At 62.3% G+C, this 16,608-nt stretch carries 14 protein-coding genes; 7 read left to right on the top strand and 7 right to left on the bottom strand.

Annotated elements, in window-relative coordinates; genetic code table 11:
• Nucleotides 1–11: 11 nt before the first annotated feature.
• The 3 genes from HMPREF3157_RS08570 to HMPREF3157_RS08580 are packed head-to-tail and all read left to right on the top strand — an operon-like array spanning nucleotide 12 to nucleotide 3,532.
• A complete protein-coding gene (locus tag HMPREF3157_RS08570; protein WP_016664688.1) occupies nucleotides 12–812 on the top strand; it encodes a cytochrome bc1 complex diheme cytochrome c subunit in 801 nt (266 codons plus the stop codon).
• Between the two features lie 5 nt (nucleotides 813–817).
• A complete protein-coding gene (locus HMPREF3157_RS08575; RefSeq protein ID WP_070436274.1) occupies nucleotides 818–1,894 on the top strand; it encodes a cytochrome bc1 complex Rieske iron-sulfur subunit in 1,077 nt (358 codons plus the stop codon).
• A gap of 6 nt (nucleotides 1,895–1,900) precedes the next feature.
• On the top strand, nucleotides 1,901–3,532 hold the full coding sequence (locus HMPREF3157_RS08580; protein WP_070436104.1) for a cytochrome bc1 complex cytochrome b subunit: 1,632 nt from the start codon (nucleotides 1,901–1,903) through the stop codon (nucleotides 3,530–3,532).
• Between the two features lie 844 nt (nucleotides 3,533–4,376).
• Here the strand turns inward: HMPREF3157_RS08580 and HMPREF3157_RS08585 are convergent.
• From HMPREF3157_RS08585 to HMPREF3157_RS08605, 5 genes are all read right to left on the bottom strand, one after another.
• The gene (locus tag HMPREF3157_RS08585; RefSeq protein WP_016664693.1) at nucleotides 4,377–4,793 is read right to left on the bottom strand and encodes an aa3-type cytochrome oxidase subunit IV; all 417 of its coding nucleotides are present in this window, start codon (nucleotides 4,791–4,793) and stop codon (nucleotides 4,377–4,379) included.
• 2 nt (nucleotides 4,794–4,795) lie between these two features.
• Nucleotides 4,796–6,508: an aa3-type cytochrome oxidase subunit I gene (ctaD, locus tag HMPREF3157_RS08590; RefSeq protein WP_070436105.1), complete on the bottom strand. Its 1,713-nt coding sequence runs from the start codon at nucleotides 6,506–6,508 to the stop codon at nucleotides 4,796–4,798.
• Complete coding sequence (gene coxB / locus HMPREF3157_RS08595; protein WP_070436106.1) at nucleotides 6,505–7,413, bottom strand: aa3-type cytochrome oxidase subunit II; 909 nt, start codon at nucleotides 7,411–7,413, stop codon at nucleotides 6,505–6,507. Before coxB ends, ctaD begins: the two co-directional genes overlap by 4 nt.
• Nucleotides 7,414–7,749: 336 nt before the next feature.
• The gene (locus HMPREF3157_RS08600) at nucleotides 7,750–8,106 is read right to left on the bottom strand and encodes a HesB/IscA family protein (protein WP_016664696.1); all 357 of its coding nucleotides are present in this window, start codon (nucleotides 8,104–8,106) and stop codon (nucleotides 7,750–7,752) included.
• 43 nt (nucleotides 8,107–8,149) lie between these two features.
• Nucleotides 8,150–9,523: a dipeptidase gene (locus HMPREF3157_RS08605; protein WP_070436107.1), complete on the bottom strand. Its 1,374-nt coding sequence runs from the start codon at nucleotides 9,521–9,523 to the stop codon at nucleotides 8,150–8,152.
• Between the two features lie 132 nt (nucleotides 9,524–9,655).
• Here HMPREF3157_RS08605 and HMPREF3157_RS08610 point away from each other — a divergent pair, with 132 nt between their 5' ends.
• Entirely contained in the window at nucleotides 9,656–10,255 is a 600-nt protein-coding gene (locus HMPREF3157_RS08610; protein WP_016664698.1) for a DUF3043 domain-containing protein, read from the top strand.
• 74 nt (nucleotides 10,256–10,329) lie between these two features.
• Here the strand turns inward: HMPREF3157_RS08610 and aspS are convergent, their stop codons facing one another.
• Nucleotides 10,330–12,141 (bottom strand): aspartate--tRNA ligase, encoded by a 1,812-nt coding sequence (gene aspS, locus HMPREF3157_RS08615; protein WP_070436108.1) that lies wholly within the window; start codon nucleotides 12,139–12,141, stop codon nucleotides 10,330–10,332.
• A gap of 930 nt (nucleotides 12,142–13,071) precedes the next feature.
• Between aspS and HMPREF3157_RS08625 the strand changes: the two genes are divergently transcribed.
• The gene (locus tag HMPREF3157_RS08625; protein WP_070436275.1) at nucleotides 13,072–14,970 is read left to right on the top strand and encodes a DEAD/DEAH box helicase; all 1,899 of its coding nucleotides are present in this window, start codon (nucleotides 13,072–13,074) and stop codon (nucleotides 14,968–14,970) included.
• A 99-nt stretch (nucleotides 14,971–15,069) separates the two neighbouring features.
• Here the strand turns inward: HMPREF3157_RS08625 and HMPREF3157_RS08630 are convergent, their stop codons facing one another.
• Nucleotides 15,070–15,423 carry a sigma factor-like helix-turn-helix DNA-binding protein gene (locus HMPREF3157_RS08630; protein WP_070436109.1) on the bottom strand — a complete coding sequence of 118 codons (354 nt, stop codon included), beginning with the start codon at nucleotides 15,421–15,423 and terminating at the stop codon, nucleotides 15,070–15,072.
• A gap of 153 nt (nucleotides 15,424–15,576) precedes the next feature.
• Here HMPREF3157_RS08630 and HMPREF3157_RS10560 point away from each other — a divergent pair, with 153 nt between their 5' ends.
• Both HMPREF3157_RS10560 and HMPREF3157_RS08635 read left to right on the top strand, forming a co-directional pair.
• On the top strand, nucleotides 15,577–15,741 hold the full coding sequence (locus tag HMPREF3157_RS10560; protein ID WP_016664704.1) for a hypothetical protein: 165 nt from the start codon (nucleotides 15,577–15,579) through the stop codon (nucleotides 15,739–15,741).
• A gap of 14 nt (nucleotides 15,742–15,755) precedes the next feature.
• On the top strand, nucleotides 15,756–16,589 hold the full coding sequence (locus HMPREF3157_RS08635; RefSeq protein ID WP_070436110.1) for an SDR family NAD(P)-dependent oxidoreductase: 834 nt from the start codon (nucleotides 15,756–15,758) through the stop codon (nucleotides 16,587–16,589).
• Nucleotides 16,590–16,608 lie beyond the last annotated feature (19 nt).

The following is a 16,608-nucleotide window of genomic DNA, read 5'->3' on the forward strand; positions in this document are numbered from 1 at the left end:
AGGTCCTCACAGTGAAGGCTCTGGCCACACACCGCCATCACCCGATGGCGCTCCTTGCCATCATCTTGATGGCGTTGATCGCCACGGGCGGTTTGTTTGCCGTCCTCTCCCCCAAAGACGCATCCGCTGAGGCCTTCTCGGCCTCCGACGTCGCCGAAGGGAAGAAGCTCTTCGTCTCGAACTGCGCGACGTGCCACGGCATGAACGGCGAAGGTCGCAAAGACAGTGACGGCAACACGGTTGGCTCGTCGCTCATCGGCGTTGGCGCCGCTGCCGTTGATTTCCAGGTGGGCACGGGCCGCATGCCCATGCAGGAGTCCGGCCCGCAGGCGCAGCGCAAGCCCGTGCAGTTCACCGATAAGCAGATCTCGCAGCTTGCCGCATACGTGGCCTCGCTGGGCCCCGGCCCGTCGATCCCCACTGAGGAGCAGCTGAGCAAGGAAGGCGCCGACGTCACCAAAGGTGGCGAGATCTTCCGCATCAACTGCGCCATGTGCCACAGCGCGTCTGCTGCCGGCGGCGCACTTACGGAAGGCAAGTGGGCCCCGACTCTTCGCGGTGTCGAGGACAAGCACATCTACGAAGCCATGGAATCCGGCCCGCAGAACATGCCGGTGTTTAACGACAACAACCTGAGCCCCGAAGACAAACGCGACGTCATCGCCTACCTCAACCAGCTTGAAGAGAACGGCTCGCCCGGCGGCTACTCGCTCGGCGCACTCGGCCCGGTCACCGAGGGCCTCTTCGCCTGGACGGCGATTCTCGCGATTCTGCTCGGCTGCGCTATCTGGTTGGGAGCTAAGGCAAAGTGAACGAACTGACACACAACATCGACGGCACCTCGCCGCGCAAGGGCGTAAGCACCGTCGCGCGCGCCGAAGAGGGCGGTTTCCGCAACCCCGGCCTGCCGCCGCACGAATACCGGCAGGCGGACCTAGATCCGAAGGCCGAAAAGCGCGCCGAGCGCATCGTCTCGCTGCTGTTCGTCCTCTCGATTCTCGGCACGGCGTTCTTTATCGCCTCCTACTTCCTGTTCAGCCCCACGGGCACGAACCTCCTTGCAGAAGAAGGCACCCTCGCAGCGGTGCACTGGTCAACTCTCACCATGGGCATTGGCCTCGCTGTTGGCATCTTCTTCATCGGTGCAGGTGCGATCCACTGGGCAAAGACCCTCATGCCCGATCACGAAGTCACCGAGGAGCGTCACGCACAGCGCGGCGATGAAGAAACGCGCGAGGCCGCGTCGAAGATTCTTGTCGACGGCATCGATGAGTCCGGTATCGCCCGCCGTCCGCTGGTCGTCGCCTCTCTCGTAGGTGCGCTGGCAGCCCTTCCTATCGCCGTTCTCTTTCCGATCTCGACCCTCGGCCCCCTTCCCGGCAATAAGCTCCACCACACGTTCTGGGGCCGTGCCACGGAAAACAAGAAGCGCGTTCGCATCGCCCGCGACCATGACCAGACGCCCATCAAGGCTTCGGACGTCACCGTCGGCTCGATTTTCCACGTGATGCCCGAGGGCCTCACCGAGGAGACTCCCGACTGGATCGAGGAGCGCGCGAAAGCAGCAGCTATTCTCGTGCGCATCGATCCTGCAGACGGCAAGAATGAGGCCTCGCTCGAGGCTGGCCACGAGGGAATCCTCGCATTCTCGAAGATCTGCACGCACGTCGGTTGCCCCGTCGCGCTCTACGAACAGCAGACCCACCACATGCTGTGCCCGTGCCACCAGTCGACCTTCGATGTCACCGACGGCGCCAAGGTTGTCTTCGGCCCGGCGCACCGTCCGCTCCCGCAGCTTCCCATCGAGGTTGACGACGAGGGCTACCTTGTCGCAACCGGCGATTTCCCCGAGCCCATCGGTCCCAGCTTCTGGGACATTCACAAGGAGAAGTAATTCCTCATGAGTGACACCCAGACCACCGGCCTCGACCGCAACTCGAAGGCCTTCAAGCTCGGCTCGGTAGGCGCTAGCTGGCTCGATGAGCGTACGAGCGGCGCCAACATCGTCAAAGGTTTCGCACGGAAGATTTTCCCCGACCACTGGTCGTTCATGTTCGGCGAAGTCGCGCTCTATAGCTTCGTTGTTCTCGTAATCTCGGGCATCTTCCTCACGATGTTCTTCGTTCCCTCGATGAATGAAGTCGTCTACGAAGGCTCTTACTCGGCGCTCCAGGGAGCGCACATGTCAGCAGCGTTCAACTCGACGCTGCACCTGTCATTCGACGTGTGGGGTGGCCTCCTCTTCAGGCAGATCCACCACTGGGCAGCGCTCACGTTCATGGTGGCGATCTTCGTGCACATGTTCCGCGTCTTCTTCACGGGTGCTTTCCGCAAGCCGCGTGAGCTCAACTGGCTCATCGGCTTCGGCCTCATGGTGCTCGCGATGCTCGCTGGCTTCTCCGGGTACTCGCTTCCCGACGACGTCCTCTCGGGCAACGGTTTGCGTATTGCCGACGGTGTCATGAAGGCCATTCCGATCCTCGGCACCTACGGCTCGATGCTCATGTTTGGCGGTGAATTCCCGGGCCACGACATCATCCCGCGGCTTTTCACCGTCCACATCCTCCTCATCCCCGGTGCGATCCTCGCGCTCATCGCGCTGCACATGTTCTTCCTCGTGATGCACAAGCACACGCAGTACCCCGGCCCGGGCCGCACCGATCGCAACGTGGTCGGCTACCCGCTCTTCCCCGTTTACACGGCAAAAGCCGGCGGCTTCTTCTTCATCGTGTTCGGTGTACTCACCCTCGTGGGCGCCACCGTCGCCATGAACCCGGTCTGGAACTACGGTCCTTACGACCCCTCCCCCGTGTCGGCTGGTTCACAGCCCGACTGGTACATGCTGTTCCTCGAAGGCTCGCTGCGCCTCATGCCGGGCTGGGAGCCCACCATCTTCGGCTACCCAATCTCGCTCAACATCATCATTCCCGGCATGTTTTTCCCGGGCATCATGTTCGGCAGCCTCGCGCTGTATCCGTTCATTGAACAGTGGGTCACCGGCGACGACCGCGAACACCACGTTCTCGACCTTCCGTACAACACGCCCGTGCGCACGGGCTTCGGTGTCGCCTGGATTTCTGCCTACGTCGTCTCGATGCTTGCCGGCGCGAACGACCTCATGGCCGTCGCCTTCCACATGTCGCTGAACAACCTCACGTGGTTCTTCCGCATCGGCATCTTCGCGATCCCGGTCATCTCGTTCATCGTGACGAAGCGCGTGTGCCTCTCAATCCAGAAGCACAAGAAGCAGATCGCCCTCCACGGCGTTGAAACCGGCAAGGTTGTGCGCATGGAGAACGGTGAAACGCTCGAGATCCACGAGCCTCTCAGCGAGTATGATCGCTGGGTTCTCGTGAGCTACGACAACCACCGCCCGCTCAAGAAGGGCGAGGGCGTCTCGTCGCTTCGGGCAAAGGCCTCGAGCTTCTTCTTCAAGGACCGTGTGGAGCCTGCGACGCCTGCGGAGCTTCGCGAGGCGCTCGAGCACTCGGGCCACGAGGAGCATAAGATCAAGGCTCTCGTCGGCAGCTGATCGAGCACCCTTCCCGAATTCCATAGAGGTTGTGGGGGTTTGCCACTGAGCTTCGGCTCGGGCAGGCCCCCACTTCTGTGCGCGCTCCCCGCAGGAGGGCATGTTTCCTCACCCCCTCGAAAACAAGGACATTGCAACTATCTCCCTCGGCACGGACCCAATTTTTACTTCGCATCGACCGAAACCGATCGCGCACGACGTGAATCCGTACGGCCCCCGGGAGGCGGAACCCTGCCTGCACTCCCGACGCAACGCCGAGTCCTATAGCCACGGCACAACCAACCGCCAGTGCTGGCGGGCTTCGTCAGCGCCGCTCCCCGGAGTTTGGCTCCATCGACTGCGTGGCGAAGAATCGACCGCTGCTTGGAACATGCGAACCGACCTAGATACGGCGCCGGTGCGAGTACACCTCATCGGCCTCATGGCGTGAATAGCTAGCGGTGTCACGCTGCGCAATCGTCGGCTATCCAGGACTGCCCTCCTTGGAGACGGCCGTTTTCCGGGAGTTCGTTCATTAGCACTTCAAAACTCGGTTTCTCCGGGAATCCGGTCGTGCTTCACAAGCGGGGCTTTCCAAAATTTCAGTACTGCCGAGAGCCTTGCCGCTGCACGCCCGCAGCACGGCTCTCAGCGCACGGAGCGGGAGCCGACGGCTACCTGGAGCCGTCAGCCGCATTCTCATAGCTGTCCTGCGCCCGCGCGTTTAGCGCGTACGGGTAGTCCCGTTCCCTTTCATTGAATGTGCGAATGCCCGGCGGACTCTCTTAGAGCCTGCCGGGCATTCGACAGCGTGGGTTCTATGTCTTCAGGCTGCCCCGCGGAACGCGGTCATGTACCTGAATTTTCAGTGGCTGTTGTGCCCCACCGAGTAGGCCATAACCCACATGATGACGCCGATCATGCCGATCACGATTCCGAGCGCGGTGATCCAGTAAGCGATTGGGAAACCGCCAAACGCGAGGGAAGCACCGACCGCACACACGAGGGGCGCCCAGCTGTAGGGAGCGAAGACGCCCTTGTGGCCAGCTTCTTCGTGGACTTCGGCGTTGTCGTCGTCTTGGGCACCGCCACCGAAGCGGCGCTCGCTCATCCATACGTAGATGGCGATCATCCAGCACATTGCTGCGAGAGCAAAGAGTGCGGGAACACCGACCCACTCGATGCCGCCGGGATCGACGTTGAGGGTGAGGAGGGTATAAACAACGCCGACGACGGTCACGAAGCAGCCGATGAGGGCGAAGATGATGACGTTGGTGCGCATTCTTACTTACCTCCGTGGGCGCTAACGAGGGCTGTCTCGTCGCGGTTGACGTGGACCTGGTCGATCGCGGCGACTTCCGGGAACTTCTGGTCGAAGGCCGGACGTTCGGAGCGGATGCGCGGCAGCTCGACGAAGTTATGGCGCGGCGGCGGGCACGAGGTTGCCCACTCGAGGGAAGCGCCGTAGCCCCAGGGGTCGTTCACGGTGACCTTCTCGCCCTTCATGTGGGTGAGGATCACGTTGAGGAAGAACGGAAGAGTCGAGGCACCGAGAATGAAGGCACCGATCGTGGAGAACTGGTTCATCCACTGGAAACCGTCCTCGGAGAGGTAGTTCATGTAACGGCGCGGAGCACCCTCGACACCCATGAAGTGCTGGATGAGGAAGGTCATGTGGAAGCCGACGAGTAGGAGCCAGAAGTGCACCTTTGCGAGGTCTTCGCGGAGCTTGTAGCCGAACATCTTGGGCCACCAGAAGTAGAAGCCCGCAAACATTTCGAAGGCCACCGTGCCGAAGATGACGTAGTGGAAGTGTGCGACGACGAAGTAGGTGTCGCTCAGGTGGAAATCGAGAACAGGGGTGGAGAGGATGACGCCGGTGAGGCCACCAAAGAGGAAGGTGGTCATGAAGCCGAGCGTGAACAACATTGGCGATTCAAAGGTGAGGGAACCGCGCCACATGGTGCCGACCCAGTTGAAGAACTTCACGCCTGTGGGAACCGCGATCATCATGGTCATGAAGGCGAAGAAGTCGAGCATCACTGCGCCGGTTGTGAACATGTGGTGCGCCCACACGGTCACGGAGAGGGCAGCGATCGAGATCGTCGCATAGACGAGGGTCTTGTAGCCGAAGATGGGCTTGCGGCTGAAGACGGGGATGATTTCAGAGGCGATACCGAAGAACGGCAGTGCGAGAACGTAAACCTCGGGGTGGCCAAAGAACCAGAAGAGGTGCTGCCAGAGGATTGGCCCGCCGTTGGCAGGGTCAAAGACATTGGCGTCGAGCACGCGGTCAGCGCCGAGGGCGAAAAGCGCGGCTGCGAGCGGCGGGAAGACCATGAGGATGAGGATCGACGTGATGAGGACGTTCCACGTGAAGATCGGCATGCGGAACATGGTCATGCCGGGCATGCGCATTGTGATGATGGTCGTGATGAAGTTGACCGCACCGAGGATGGTGCCGAAGCCCTGCATGCACAACCCGAAGGCCCACAGGTCGCCGCCGAGCCCCGGAGTAAAGGTTGTGTCGGAAAGCGGCGCGTAGGCGAACCAGCCGAAGGAGGCCGCACCCTGCGGTGTAAGGAATCCGGCGCAGGCAATGAGTGAGCCGAATCCGGTGAGCCAGTACGAGAACATGTTCAGGCGCGGGAACGCCATGTCGACTGCACCGATTTGAAGCGGCAAAAGGTAGTTTGCGAAGCCGGCAAAGAGCGGTGTGCCGAACATGAGGAGCATGATCGTGCCGTGCATCGTGAAGAGCTGGTTGTACTGCCCCTTGGACACGACCACCTGCAGGCCTGGCTCCCACAGTTCGGCACGAATGAGCAGTGCGAGCACGCCACCGAAGCAGAAGAAGAAAAAGGCGGTAGCCATGTACATGATGCCGATCGTCTTGTGATCGGTCGTGGTGAGCAGCTTGAAGAGCTGGTTGCCCTTCTTCGTCTCAGGCGTGGCCGGGGTGAAGCGGCTCGTGGTCTCTGCGGTTGTAGTGCTCACTTTTTGGCATCCTCACGACGGTTTTCGATGCGGCGGTCGGAATCGTCCTTCATGTTCCAGGACTTTTGGAGGCGGTTGAGGTCGTTCGACAGCTGACCCGTGTTCCCCTTCGCGCGCAGCTCTTCCATGTGCGCTTCGAACTCTTGCTTGGAGACAACCTTGACGTTAAAGAGCATGTCGGAGTGGAACTCACCGCACAGCTCGGCGCATTTGCCGGCGTAGGTGCCTTCGATCTGCGGGGTCACCTGGAAGGCGGTGGTGTGACCGGGGAACATGTCTTTCTTGTAGAGGAAGTCCACGACCCAGAACGAGTGGATGACGTCGCGCGAGTCGAGCTGGAACTCAACGGTTTCGCCAACGGGAAGGTAAAGAGTGGGGAGGTCTTCAGCGGCGCCTTCTTCACCTGTGCGGAACGACTGGACGCCTGGATCTTCGTGGACATCTGCGTCAACGTAGTTGAAGTCCCAGCTCCACTGCTTCGCAACGACGTTGACGGTGACATCCGGGTTCGGTTCGAGACGTTCGATCTCGGAGATATCACGCTGCGTGAAGTAGAAGAGGGTCATGATCATGATGACCGGAATGAGCGTGAACGTCAGCTCGATCGGAACGTGATAGCGCAGCTGGACGGGGAAGCCCTTGTCGCCCTTCTTGCGGCGGTAGGCGATGGCGCACCAGAAGATCAAGCCCCACACGAGAAGGCCGACGGCGAGGAGGGTAATCCACGAACCGGTCCACATTGTGATGATGCGGTCTGTCTGGTTCGTGATCTGGTGAGTGGTGTCACCGGGGAGGAATCCTCGCTGCTGCTCTTCCGTGCAGCCCACGAGAGCAAGCGCCGTCAGGGCAAAGGCGGCGATGGCCTTCGGCATTCGGCGGCTGCGTGCCGGGGTTTGGGGGATCACAGGCTGACCTTCCATGTATCGCGTGGCGAATCGGTTGTGGGGAGATTCGCTCTCGATTGTGCGGTTGTTTCTGGCTACCTCGCTCCCGGTGTGGCACGGGGTGTGCACACTAATCGGGACGAGAGTCCTTAGTCATCATACGCGACTTGCCACCAAATGTTGCCTTCACCGTCGCTTTTTGCAGATTCCGTGGGGTTTGCTCAGTCACGTTTGGGCCGCTCGGGACGGGCAAGCAGGTCCAGCGCGAGGTTTTGGGTCCGACGGATGCCCGATTAACGCGCGAGTGGGCCACCGCGTGCGCGGCAGCCCACTCGCGAACTGAACGAACGAGCGCGTTTAGGCGAAGGAGTCTCCGCATGCGCACGAGCTCGACGCATTGGGGTTGTCGATCGTGAAGCCCTGCTTCTCGATGGTGTCGGAGAAGTCGATCGTTGCTCCCGACAGGAACGGGATCGAATTCTTGTCGACAACGACCTCGACGCCGTTGAAGTCAACGGTCGCATCGCCCTCAAGGAGACGTTCATCGAAGTAGAGCTGATAGATGAGCCCCGAGCAGCCGCCAGGCTGAACGGCGATACGAAGGCGCAGGTCATCGCGACCTTCTTGCGCGAGAAGCTGTTTCACCTTGTCGGATGCAACCTCGGTGAGGGTCACACCGTGTGCGGGAACAGCTTTAGTTGCGGTGTCGGTCATTGGTCCTCCGTGGTGGTCCGGTATGTCACGTGTGCGTCAAAGCCTACGCGGTTTCTTTCGGTTCGAGCTCGGCGGCGCCGAGCAGGATGAGTGCTTCAGCGACGCAGACGCGTTCGAAGTCGCCGAGGTGGAGCGACTCGTCGACGCCGTGGGCGCGCGAATCCGGGTCTTCAACACCGGTCACGAGCACATCCGCTTTCGGGAACAGCTCGAGAAGATCGGAGATGAAGGGGATCGAGCCACCGAGGCCCGTATCGACGGGTTCGACGCCCCACGAGTCATGAAACGCGCGGCGAGCCAGATCCATTCCCGCGCTGCTCGCGGGCGCAAGGAATGGTTTGCCTGCATCGACGGGCGTGAACGTGACCTTCGCGGCGGCCGGCGTGTGGGCTTCAACGTGCTTTTTAAGAACCTCGGTGGCGTGTGCGGGGTCTTCGCCAGGCGCGATGCGCACGCTGACCTTCGCGCGAGCCTTCGATACGAGCGTGTTCGAGGCTTGCTGCACGGCCGGTGCGTCGATGCCGATGACCGAGATCGCGGGCTTCGTCCACAGACGCGAGGTGATCGATCCGTCGCCGGCGAGCGGCAGTCCTTCGGGGACACCGGCGTCGCGGCGGAAGTCCGCTTCGTCCATGTCAACTTCGGGGGCATCGGCCACGTGAAGACCGTCGACGGCGATCGTGCCGTCGTCGTTGTGGAAGGTCGTGAGGACGCGCGAGAGCTGGGTAAGAGCATCGATCACGGGCCCACCGAACATGCCCGAGTGCACGGAGTAGTCGAGAACTTGAACGTCAAGCTCGAAGGCAACAACGCCGCGAAGGCTCGTCGTGAGGGCAGGGCGGCCAACGGCCCAGTTCGAGGAGTCGGCGACGACGATGATGTCGCTGCGCATGATGTCCTGGTGCTTTTCGAGGAATGGGCGGAAGGTCTCACTTCCGTATTCCTCTTCACCTTCCACAAACACGACGATGCCGACGCCGGATTCTTCGAGCTCGTCCTTGAGCGCACGCAGGGCGGTCACGTGGGCCATAACGCCGGCCTTGTCGTCGGCAGCGCCGCGGCCGTACAGGCGGCCGTTGCGCTCGGTCGCTTCAAACGGCGGAGTCGTCCATTCGGCTTCATCGCCGACGGGCTGCACGTCGTGGTGGGCGTACAGCATGACCGTCGGCTTACCTGGCTTCGCGGGACGTCGCGCGAGAACGGCCGGCGCGCCGCCCTCGACGGACTCGATGTTCACCTCGGGCATACCGGCGTCCTTGAGGAGCGCGGCTACCTTTTCGGCACTAGCCCTCACGTGCGACTGGTCGTAACCGTCAAAAGCGATTGAGGGAATCGCGACGAGTGCCGTGAGGTCCTCGAGTGCTTGCGGTTGAAGGGCTTTGACCTTCTCATTGATGGCGTCGACGCTGAGCGACATTCCTCTTCTCCTTCCGCGCCGCTGGCGCGTTAATGGTCTTTGCTCCACCGTATCCCTGCAACCGTCGGAATTCCTCACGAAACCCCGTGCCTACTGTGCGTGTCCGGGCGCCGGGAGTCTAGAATTGGATGGGTGAATACCGACACGACTTCCGCTAACTCCGCCAGCCCTGCCCCAGCCGAGCATTCTGCGACGACCCCGAAGAAGGGGCGCCCGACCCGCTCGCGTAAGGACGCCCAGGCTGCGCGCCGCACGCCGCTCGTTCCGAAGGATCGCAAGGAGGCGAAGCGCCGTTCTAAGCAGAAGGACCGCGCGGCGGCCAATCGCGAGCACCAGGCTCTCCTCACCGGCGATGAGGCGCACTACCCCGTACAGCACCGTGGTGCCGATCGCCGACTCGTGCGTGACGTCGTCGACTCGCGCCATAACGTCGCCGAGTATTTCTTGCCACTCGCCCTGATCGCGATGCTGTTCCCCTTCGTGATGCAGCTCATCGACCCGGTAAAGTTCCAGGTCGTTTCGATTGTGTTCCTCGCCGTGCTGTGGGCAGGCATCATCGTCGTGGTGATCGATACGTTCCTCGTGCGGCGCAAAATCCGCAAGGCACTCATGGAACGGTTCGGCGTGGTCCCGGCGGGAATGGTGTCGTACGGGCTCCTTCGTTCAACGAACATCCGCCCGTGGCGCATGCCCAAACCGCAGATCAAACACGGCGAGGACCCCCGTCCATAAATTTTCTTCGCCCACGCGAAAGCCCCCGGCCCGAACATGTCGTTCGGTAACCGGGGGCTTTGTGCAGGGCCGGGTTACTTGGCGTTGTCCGACGGCTGCTCGGCCTTTGCCGAGTCCTTAGCTTTTGCCTTCTTCTCCGGCTTGAAGTCAACGCCTGCCTCTTTACGCTGCTGCGGCGTGATGGGCGCCGGGGCTGCCGTCAGCGGGTCGTAACCGTTACCGGTCTTCGGGAAGGCGATGACATCGCGGATCGAGTCGGTCTTCGCGAGGATCGACACGATGCGATCCCAGCCGAACGCGATGCCGCCGTGGGGCGGCGCACCGAACTTGAACGCCTCGAGGAGGAAGCCGAACTTCTCCTGCGCTTCTTCTTCGCTGATGCCCATCAGTGCGAAGACGCGCTGCTGCACGTCGGCCTGGTGGATACGAATCGAGCCGCCGCCAATCTCGTTGCCGTTGCATACGATGTCGTAGCCGTAGCTGAGCGCCGAGCCAGGGTCGGTGTCAAACGTGTCAAGGAACTCAGGCTTCGGGGACGTGAAGGCGTGGTGAACGGCGGTCCATTCGCCGTGACCAACCGCGACGTCGCCGGCCGCTTCGGCGTCGCCGGCGGGCTCGAACATGGGCGCATCCACGACCCACACGAAAGCGAACTCGTCGGGGTTGATCAGCCCGAGGCGGTCGCCAATCTCGTTGCGCACGGCGCCAAGAAGGGCGCGCGAGCTCTTGGCCTCGCCGGCTGCGAAGAACACGCAGTCGCCAGCGCTCGCGCCGACCTTGTCGGCGAGGCCGGCCTTCTCCTCGTCGGAGAGGTTCTTGGCAACGGGGCCGCCGAGCGAACCATCCTCCTGGAAGAGGACGTAAGCGAGGCCCTTTGCGCCGCGCTGCTTCGCGAACTCCTGCCACGCATCGAGGGTACGGCGAGGCTGCGAGGCGCCGCCTTTCATGACGATCGCGCCAACGTACGGCGCCTGGAACACGCGGAACGGCGTGTCCTTGAAGAACTCGGTCATCTCGGTGATCTCGAGATCGAAACGGAGGTCTGGCTTATCGGAGCCGTAGCGGGCCATCGATTCGCGGTAGGTGATGCGCTTGATCGGCGTTTCAATGTCGTAGCCGATTTGCTTCCACACGTTCACGAGAATCTTCTCGGCAAGCGCGATCACGTCTTCCTGATCGGCGAAGCTCATTTCGACGTCAAGCTGCGTGAACTCGGGCTGACGGTCGGCGCGGAAGTCTTCGTCGCGGTAGCAGCGAGCGAGCTGGAAGTAGCGCTCCATGCCGCCCACCATGAGCAGCTGCTTGAAAAGCTGCGGAGACTGCGGAAGTGCGTACCACGATCCGGGAGCGAGACGTGCCGGCACGAGGAAGTCGCGCGCCCCCTCGGGGGTCGAGCGGGTAAGGGTTGGCGTTTCGATCTCGACGAAGTCTTCGTTGAGGAGCACCTCGCGCGCGGCCTGATTGACTTTCGAGCGCAGGCGCAACGCATATGCCGTTTCCGCACGGCGCATGTCGAGGTAGCGGTAGCGCAAGCGAGCTTCCTCGCCCACCTCACTGTGCTCATCGAGCTGGAACGGAAGCGCAGCGGCGGGGTTGAGCACCTCAACCTCGGAGGCGATGACCTCGATGTCGCCCGTGGGAAGGGCCGGGTTTTCGTTGCCTTCGGGTCGGCGCTCGACCTTTCCCGTGACCTTGAGCACGAACTCGTTTCGCAGGTGGTGCGCGTCTTCCTCGCGAACAACGACCTGCGACACCCCCGAGGCGTCACGCAGATCGAGGAAGGCCACACCGCCGTGGTCACGGCGCCTTCCAATCCAGCCGGCGAGAGTGACGTCCTGGCCGATGTGATCTGCCCTCAGATCACCGGCGCGGTGGGTGCGAAGCATGAAGATTCCTTTGACTTCGGGGTGGTCGGTCGTGTGCGGCGCATGCATGCGCGGGCACCGTACGGGTGCGGTGCGCTCGGCGATCAGCCGCAATCCGCACCAGTTTAGCGCGCACGGCTAGCGAGTGCAGTCCGACGGTTGCCGCGCAACCGTCGGACCTGCCCCAAATCTCTTTGTCGTCTACCCCTGCCCGACACTTTGCCCCTTCCTCCGGTGTCTCCTCCCCTCCAGCGAACTCCAACTCCCCCAGCCCATCTCTCCCATTCTTCCTCCCCTCCAGCCGCACCCCCTTGCCCCCTTCTTCCGTCTCTCCTCCCCTCTAACTGCACTCTCAACTCCCCTGCCCGTCTCTCCTGCCCTCCGGCGGCACTCCCCCTGCCCGTCTCTCCTCGCTCCTTGGGTCGCCCCTGTCTCCGTTCCACGCCGCTCCCGCAACGAAAGTGGTGATTTTTGGCGTAAAGGACCTGATAAGCATCGTGAGGCGGCGATTTTTCACCACTTTCACCGAATCTTCTGGGGCGATAGGAACGAGGCGGCCCCAGGGACGAGAGGGGTTGGAGCCCAAGTGGGGGGCGAGGGCGAGCGGGGGAAAGCAATGGGCGAGCAGCAAGAGCAAGAGGTGATGCAAGAGAAATGGGGCCAAAAGCCACACGAACGATGCGCGAGGCCAGTAGAGAAATCTTGCGGAGGTGACCATTGTCGCGCCCTTCCCCCTCCCCTTGCGCCCCTGTTTTCCGTAAGCTGGTTCCAGCACGTGTGAGCGCCATGTGGGCGCGATGAGGACTTAGCGCCGATCCGGACGGCGCATTTTTTTGTGCGGGATTCCCGCGGGGACGTGCTCGACAGAATGAGGGGCCGATGAGCGGCCCGAAAGTGTTCACGTGCGTATTCCGGGGCGGGCGTGTGTGATGGCCCGGAAGGACCCGAATGATGACGACCGACAACCACAACGACACGGAAATTGCCCTGGAAAACCGCGAAGAAATCGCGGAAGCGCTCGAGATGGATGGCATGGCGCAGGCCGGTACAGACGCCGCAGACGGCGGCACGGATACAGACACCCCCGAAGAACCAGCCAACGACGAGCGCATGCGCTTCGATGAACTCGGCCTTCCGCCGGAGCTTCTCGCGGCCGTCCACGACCTTGGGTTCACGCATCCCTCCCCCATCCAAGAGCGCGCCATTCCCGCACTGCTCGAAGGGCGAAGCGTCCTCGGCGTCGCCCAGACCGGTACGGGTAAAACCGCCGCGTTTGGTCTGCCGCTGCTCGCTGAAATCCGAGCTTCGAACCGCTCTACCCAGGGACTCGTTCTTGCCCCAACGCGAGAACTCGCCATGCAGGTGGCCGATGCAATCCAGTCGTTCGCCGCGAAGCTCGATGGGGTGAACGTCGTGAGCGTGTATGGCGGCGCCCCGTACGGCCCACAGGAAAGAGCGCTCGAGCGCGGCGCCCATGTCATTGTCGGCACGCCCGGGCGCGTCATCGACCATCTCAAGCGCGGCAATATCGTGCTTGACGACCTCTCGACACTCGTGCTGGACGAGGCCGATGAAATGCTCCGCATGGGCTTTGCCGAGGACGTCGACGAAATCCTCGGTTTCGCCCCGAAGCAGAAGCGCATGGCACTTTTCAGCGCAACCATGCCTCCCGCGATTAAGCGCGTTGCGGAGGAGCACATGCCCGATGCGGTCAGCGTCGCCGTCGCCCGACAGTCGACAACCGTCACGAGCGTCGACCAGAAGTACGCGGTCGTGCCGTTCCGCCACAAGACGGGCGCCCTCACCCGCATCGTTGAGACGACGGATGCCGATGCCACGATCGTGTTTGTGCGCACGCGTAGCGCGGCTGAAGAAGTAGGAACGGCGCTCATTGCTCGCGGCATCGTGGCTGCGACCATCTCGGGCGACGTCCCACAAAAGGAGCGCGAGCGTATCGTCGAGCGCCTGCGCGACGGTTCACTCACGGTCCTCGTCGCGACCGACGTTGCAGCCCGAGGTCTAGACGTCGAACGCATCGGCCTCGTGGTCAATTTTGACATTCCCTCGGAACCCGAGGCATACGTCCACCGCATTGGCCGCACCGGCCGCGCTGGCCGCACCGGGCAGGCGATTACTTTCGTCGCACCTCACGAAAAGCGAAAGCTACGCAACATCGAGCGCACGACTCGTCAGGAACTTGAGGAAGTGCAGATCCCCTCACCGCTCGACGTCTCGCGCCACAAGATGAAAAAGGTGCTGAGTGAGGTACCCGCGCGTCTCGAGAAGGGACGCCTCAACCTCTACTACGACCTCCTCAACGAGTTCTTGAGCGAAAACAATGTCTCGATTGAACAGGTAGCAGCGGCGCTCGGTGCGATGACGGTCGGCGACGACGGCCCACGCGCGAGCGATGATGAGTTCACGGGTGCAAGCTTCCGCGATAAGGGAGCCAAGGGCGATCGCGGCGATCGCAAAGATCGTGGCGATCGGGGAGATCGCAACCGCGGCGAGAAGCGCTCACGCCGCTCGAGTGCTGGCTTCACGACCTACCGCATCGCAGTCGGTAAGAATAATGGCGTGCGCCCGCAGGCAATCGTTGGAGCAATCGCCGGCGAGGGCGGACTCAATGGTCAGGATGTTGGCAAGATCGATCTCTTCCCCTCGTTCTCGCTCGTCGAGCTTCGCGATGGCGTCGACGAGGCAGCGCTCGCGCGCATTGGCCGCGCGCGCGTGGGTGGCAAGCCGATGCGTATTCAGGTCGATCAGGGTCCAAAGAAGGGCGGAAAATTCAAGACCCGCAAGGGCAAGCGATTCGAGGACCGCGGCGCAAAGAAGTCCAATCGCTGGTAAAGAGGCGAGACTCTTCACGCCCCTACCGTTCGAATGCAGTCGCGCAGTTAATCCTGTGCAGGTCCTCGGGGTCGGGTGACGCCCTTTTTGCGTGGGGCGTCAGCTGCTCAGCTGAGAGACGCGTTGCCTCGAGATCCCGAGGATCGCGCCGATGTCGTCCTGACTAAGGCCGTCGGCTCGCATTTTTCTGATGATCGAACGGCGGATTTCCGAGGCCATTTTTGCCGCTGCCTCCGCTTCTGCGCTTGCGTGGTCGGCTCCGCGTTTGGCGTCGTCGTACTCGGTTACCACGCGCACCTCTCGCCCGGTGTGACCGGCGTCCGCGAGAGCGCGCTGCACGAGGGGCCTGATCTGCGCGAACGTACGAGCACCGACTCGGATGCTCTCGCCGCCTATAGAGAGGGTCGCATCCCACTCTCGTCCGCTTCGCGTGGCCTTGACCTCGATCGCCATCGATTCGTCTCCTTTTGCTTACCCGCTCACCACAATCATGCCACACCCTCTTGCGCACCTATCGCAACCGCACCTAGCACATTGGGGGCATAAAGGAGGGTATGACGCGACCGGTAGAGTGGAGGCATCACCCCAACCGAGAAGGAGGCGCCCATGACCCCGCCGAAGTACGCCCAGGCGTTCCCGAGCGCGACCGCCGAGCAGAACATCACCGCCGCCAACGCTCGAGTCGAGGCGCGAATCGCAGGTAAGGGTGCGATCACTCCCCCTCAGTTCGCAACGCTCCTTCAGGCGTGGCGGCTCGAGAAGCTCGCGTGAGAGGCAAAGGCACCATGAGCACATATCTCTCCCCGGAAGGGCTGCGCGGCAAAGTCGCCTTCGTGACGGGCGCGTCCGGCGCACTTGGTTCCGACGCCGCCCGGGCCCTCAGCGCCCGCGGAGTTCGGCTCGCTCTCCTGGGCCGCAACACCGACAAGCTCGAGACTCTCGCCCGCGAGCTCGGTGGCCCTGAGAAGGCTCTCGCGATCGAGATGAACGTGCGCAACCTCGCCTCGGTCGAGGCTGCGGCGAAGAGCGCCGCCGACCATTTTGGCGGCATCGATATCCTCGTCGCCGGCGCAGGCATGGTGACGACTGAACTGGTCGAGGACTACTCGGCGACAGGCTTCGTGGATGACGTTGACACCAACCTCAACGGGGTATGGCGCACCATTAAGGCCACGCTCCCCTATATTCGCGAAGCGAAGGGGCACGTGTGTATCATTGCGTCCCTCGCCTCGTTCATTCACATGCCGGAGATGTCCGCATATTCAGCCTCGAAGGCCGGAGTGCTCGCGCTCGCTAATTCACTCAGGCTTGAGCTCGATGGAAGCGGAGTGAGCGTCGGAACCATTCACCCCTCGTTCTTCGAATCTGCTCTCGGGGACGCGCTCACCACCTCTCCGCTCCTGAATCGCGCAAGCGGTAACTTCGGCGGGCTCTTCACCCCAATCAAACGCGAGGACGTCGTTGCCGCGATCGTCAAAAACATCGAGCGTCGCTCACGGGTCGTGGTGCTACCGAAGGCGTTTTCGGCCCTCGCCCTCGTACCTGGTCTCGGCCAGCGCGTAATCGAACCGTATCTCACGCACAATCTTCGAAAGACGGCCCAGAAACTCTCGCGTTAGCGGGCGATCCCCCAGCTCT

This window comes from Dermabacter sp. HMSC06F07 (genome assembly GCF_001807345.1).
Lineage (GTDB): Bacteria > Actinomycetota > Actinomycetes > Actinomycetales > Dermabacteraceae > Dermabacter > Dermabacter hominis.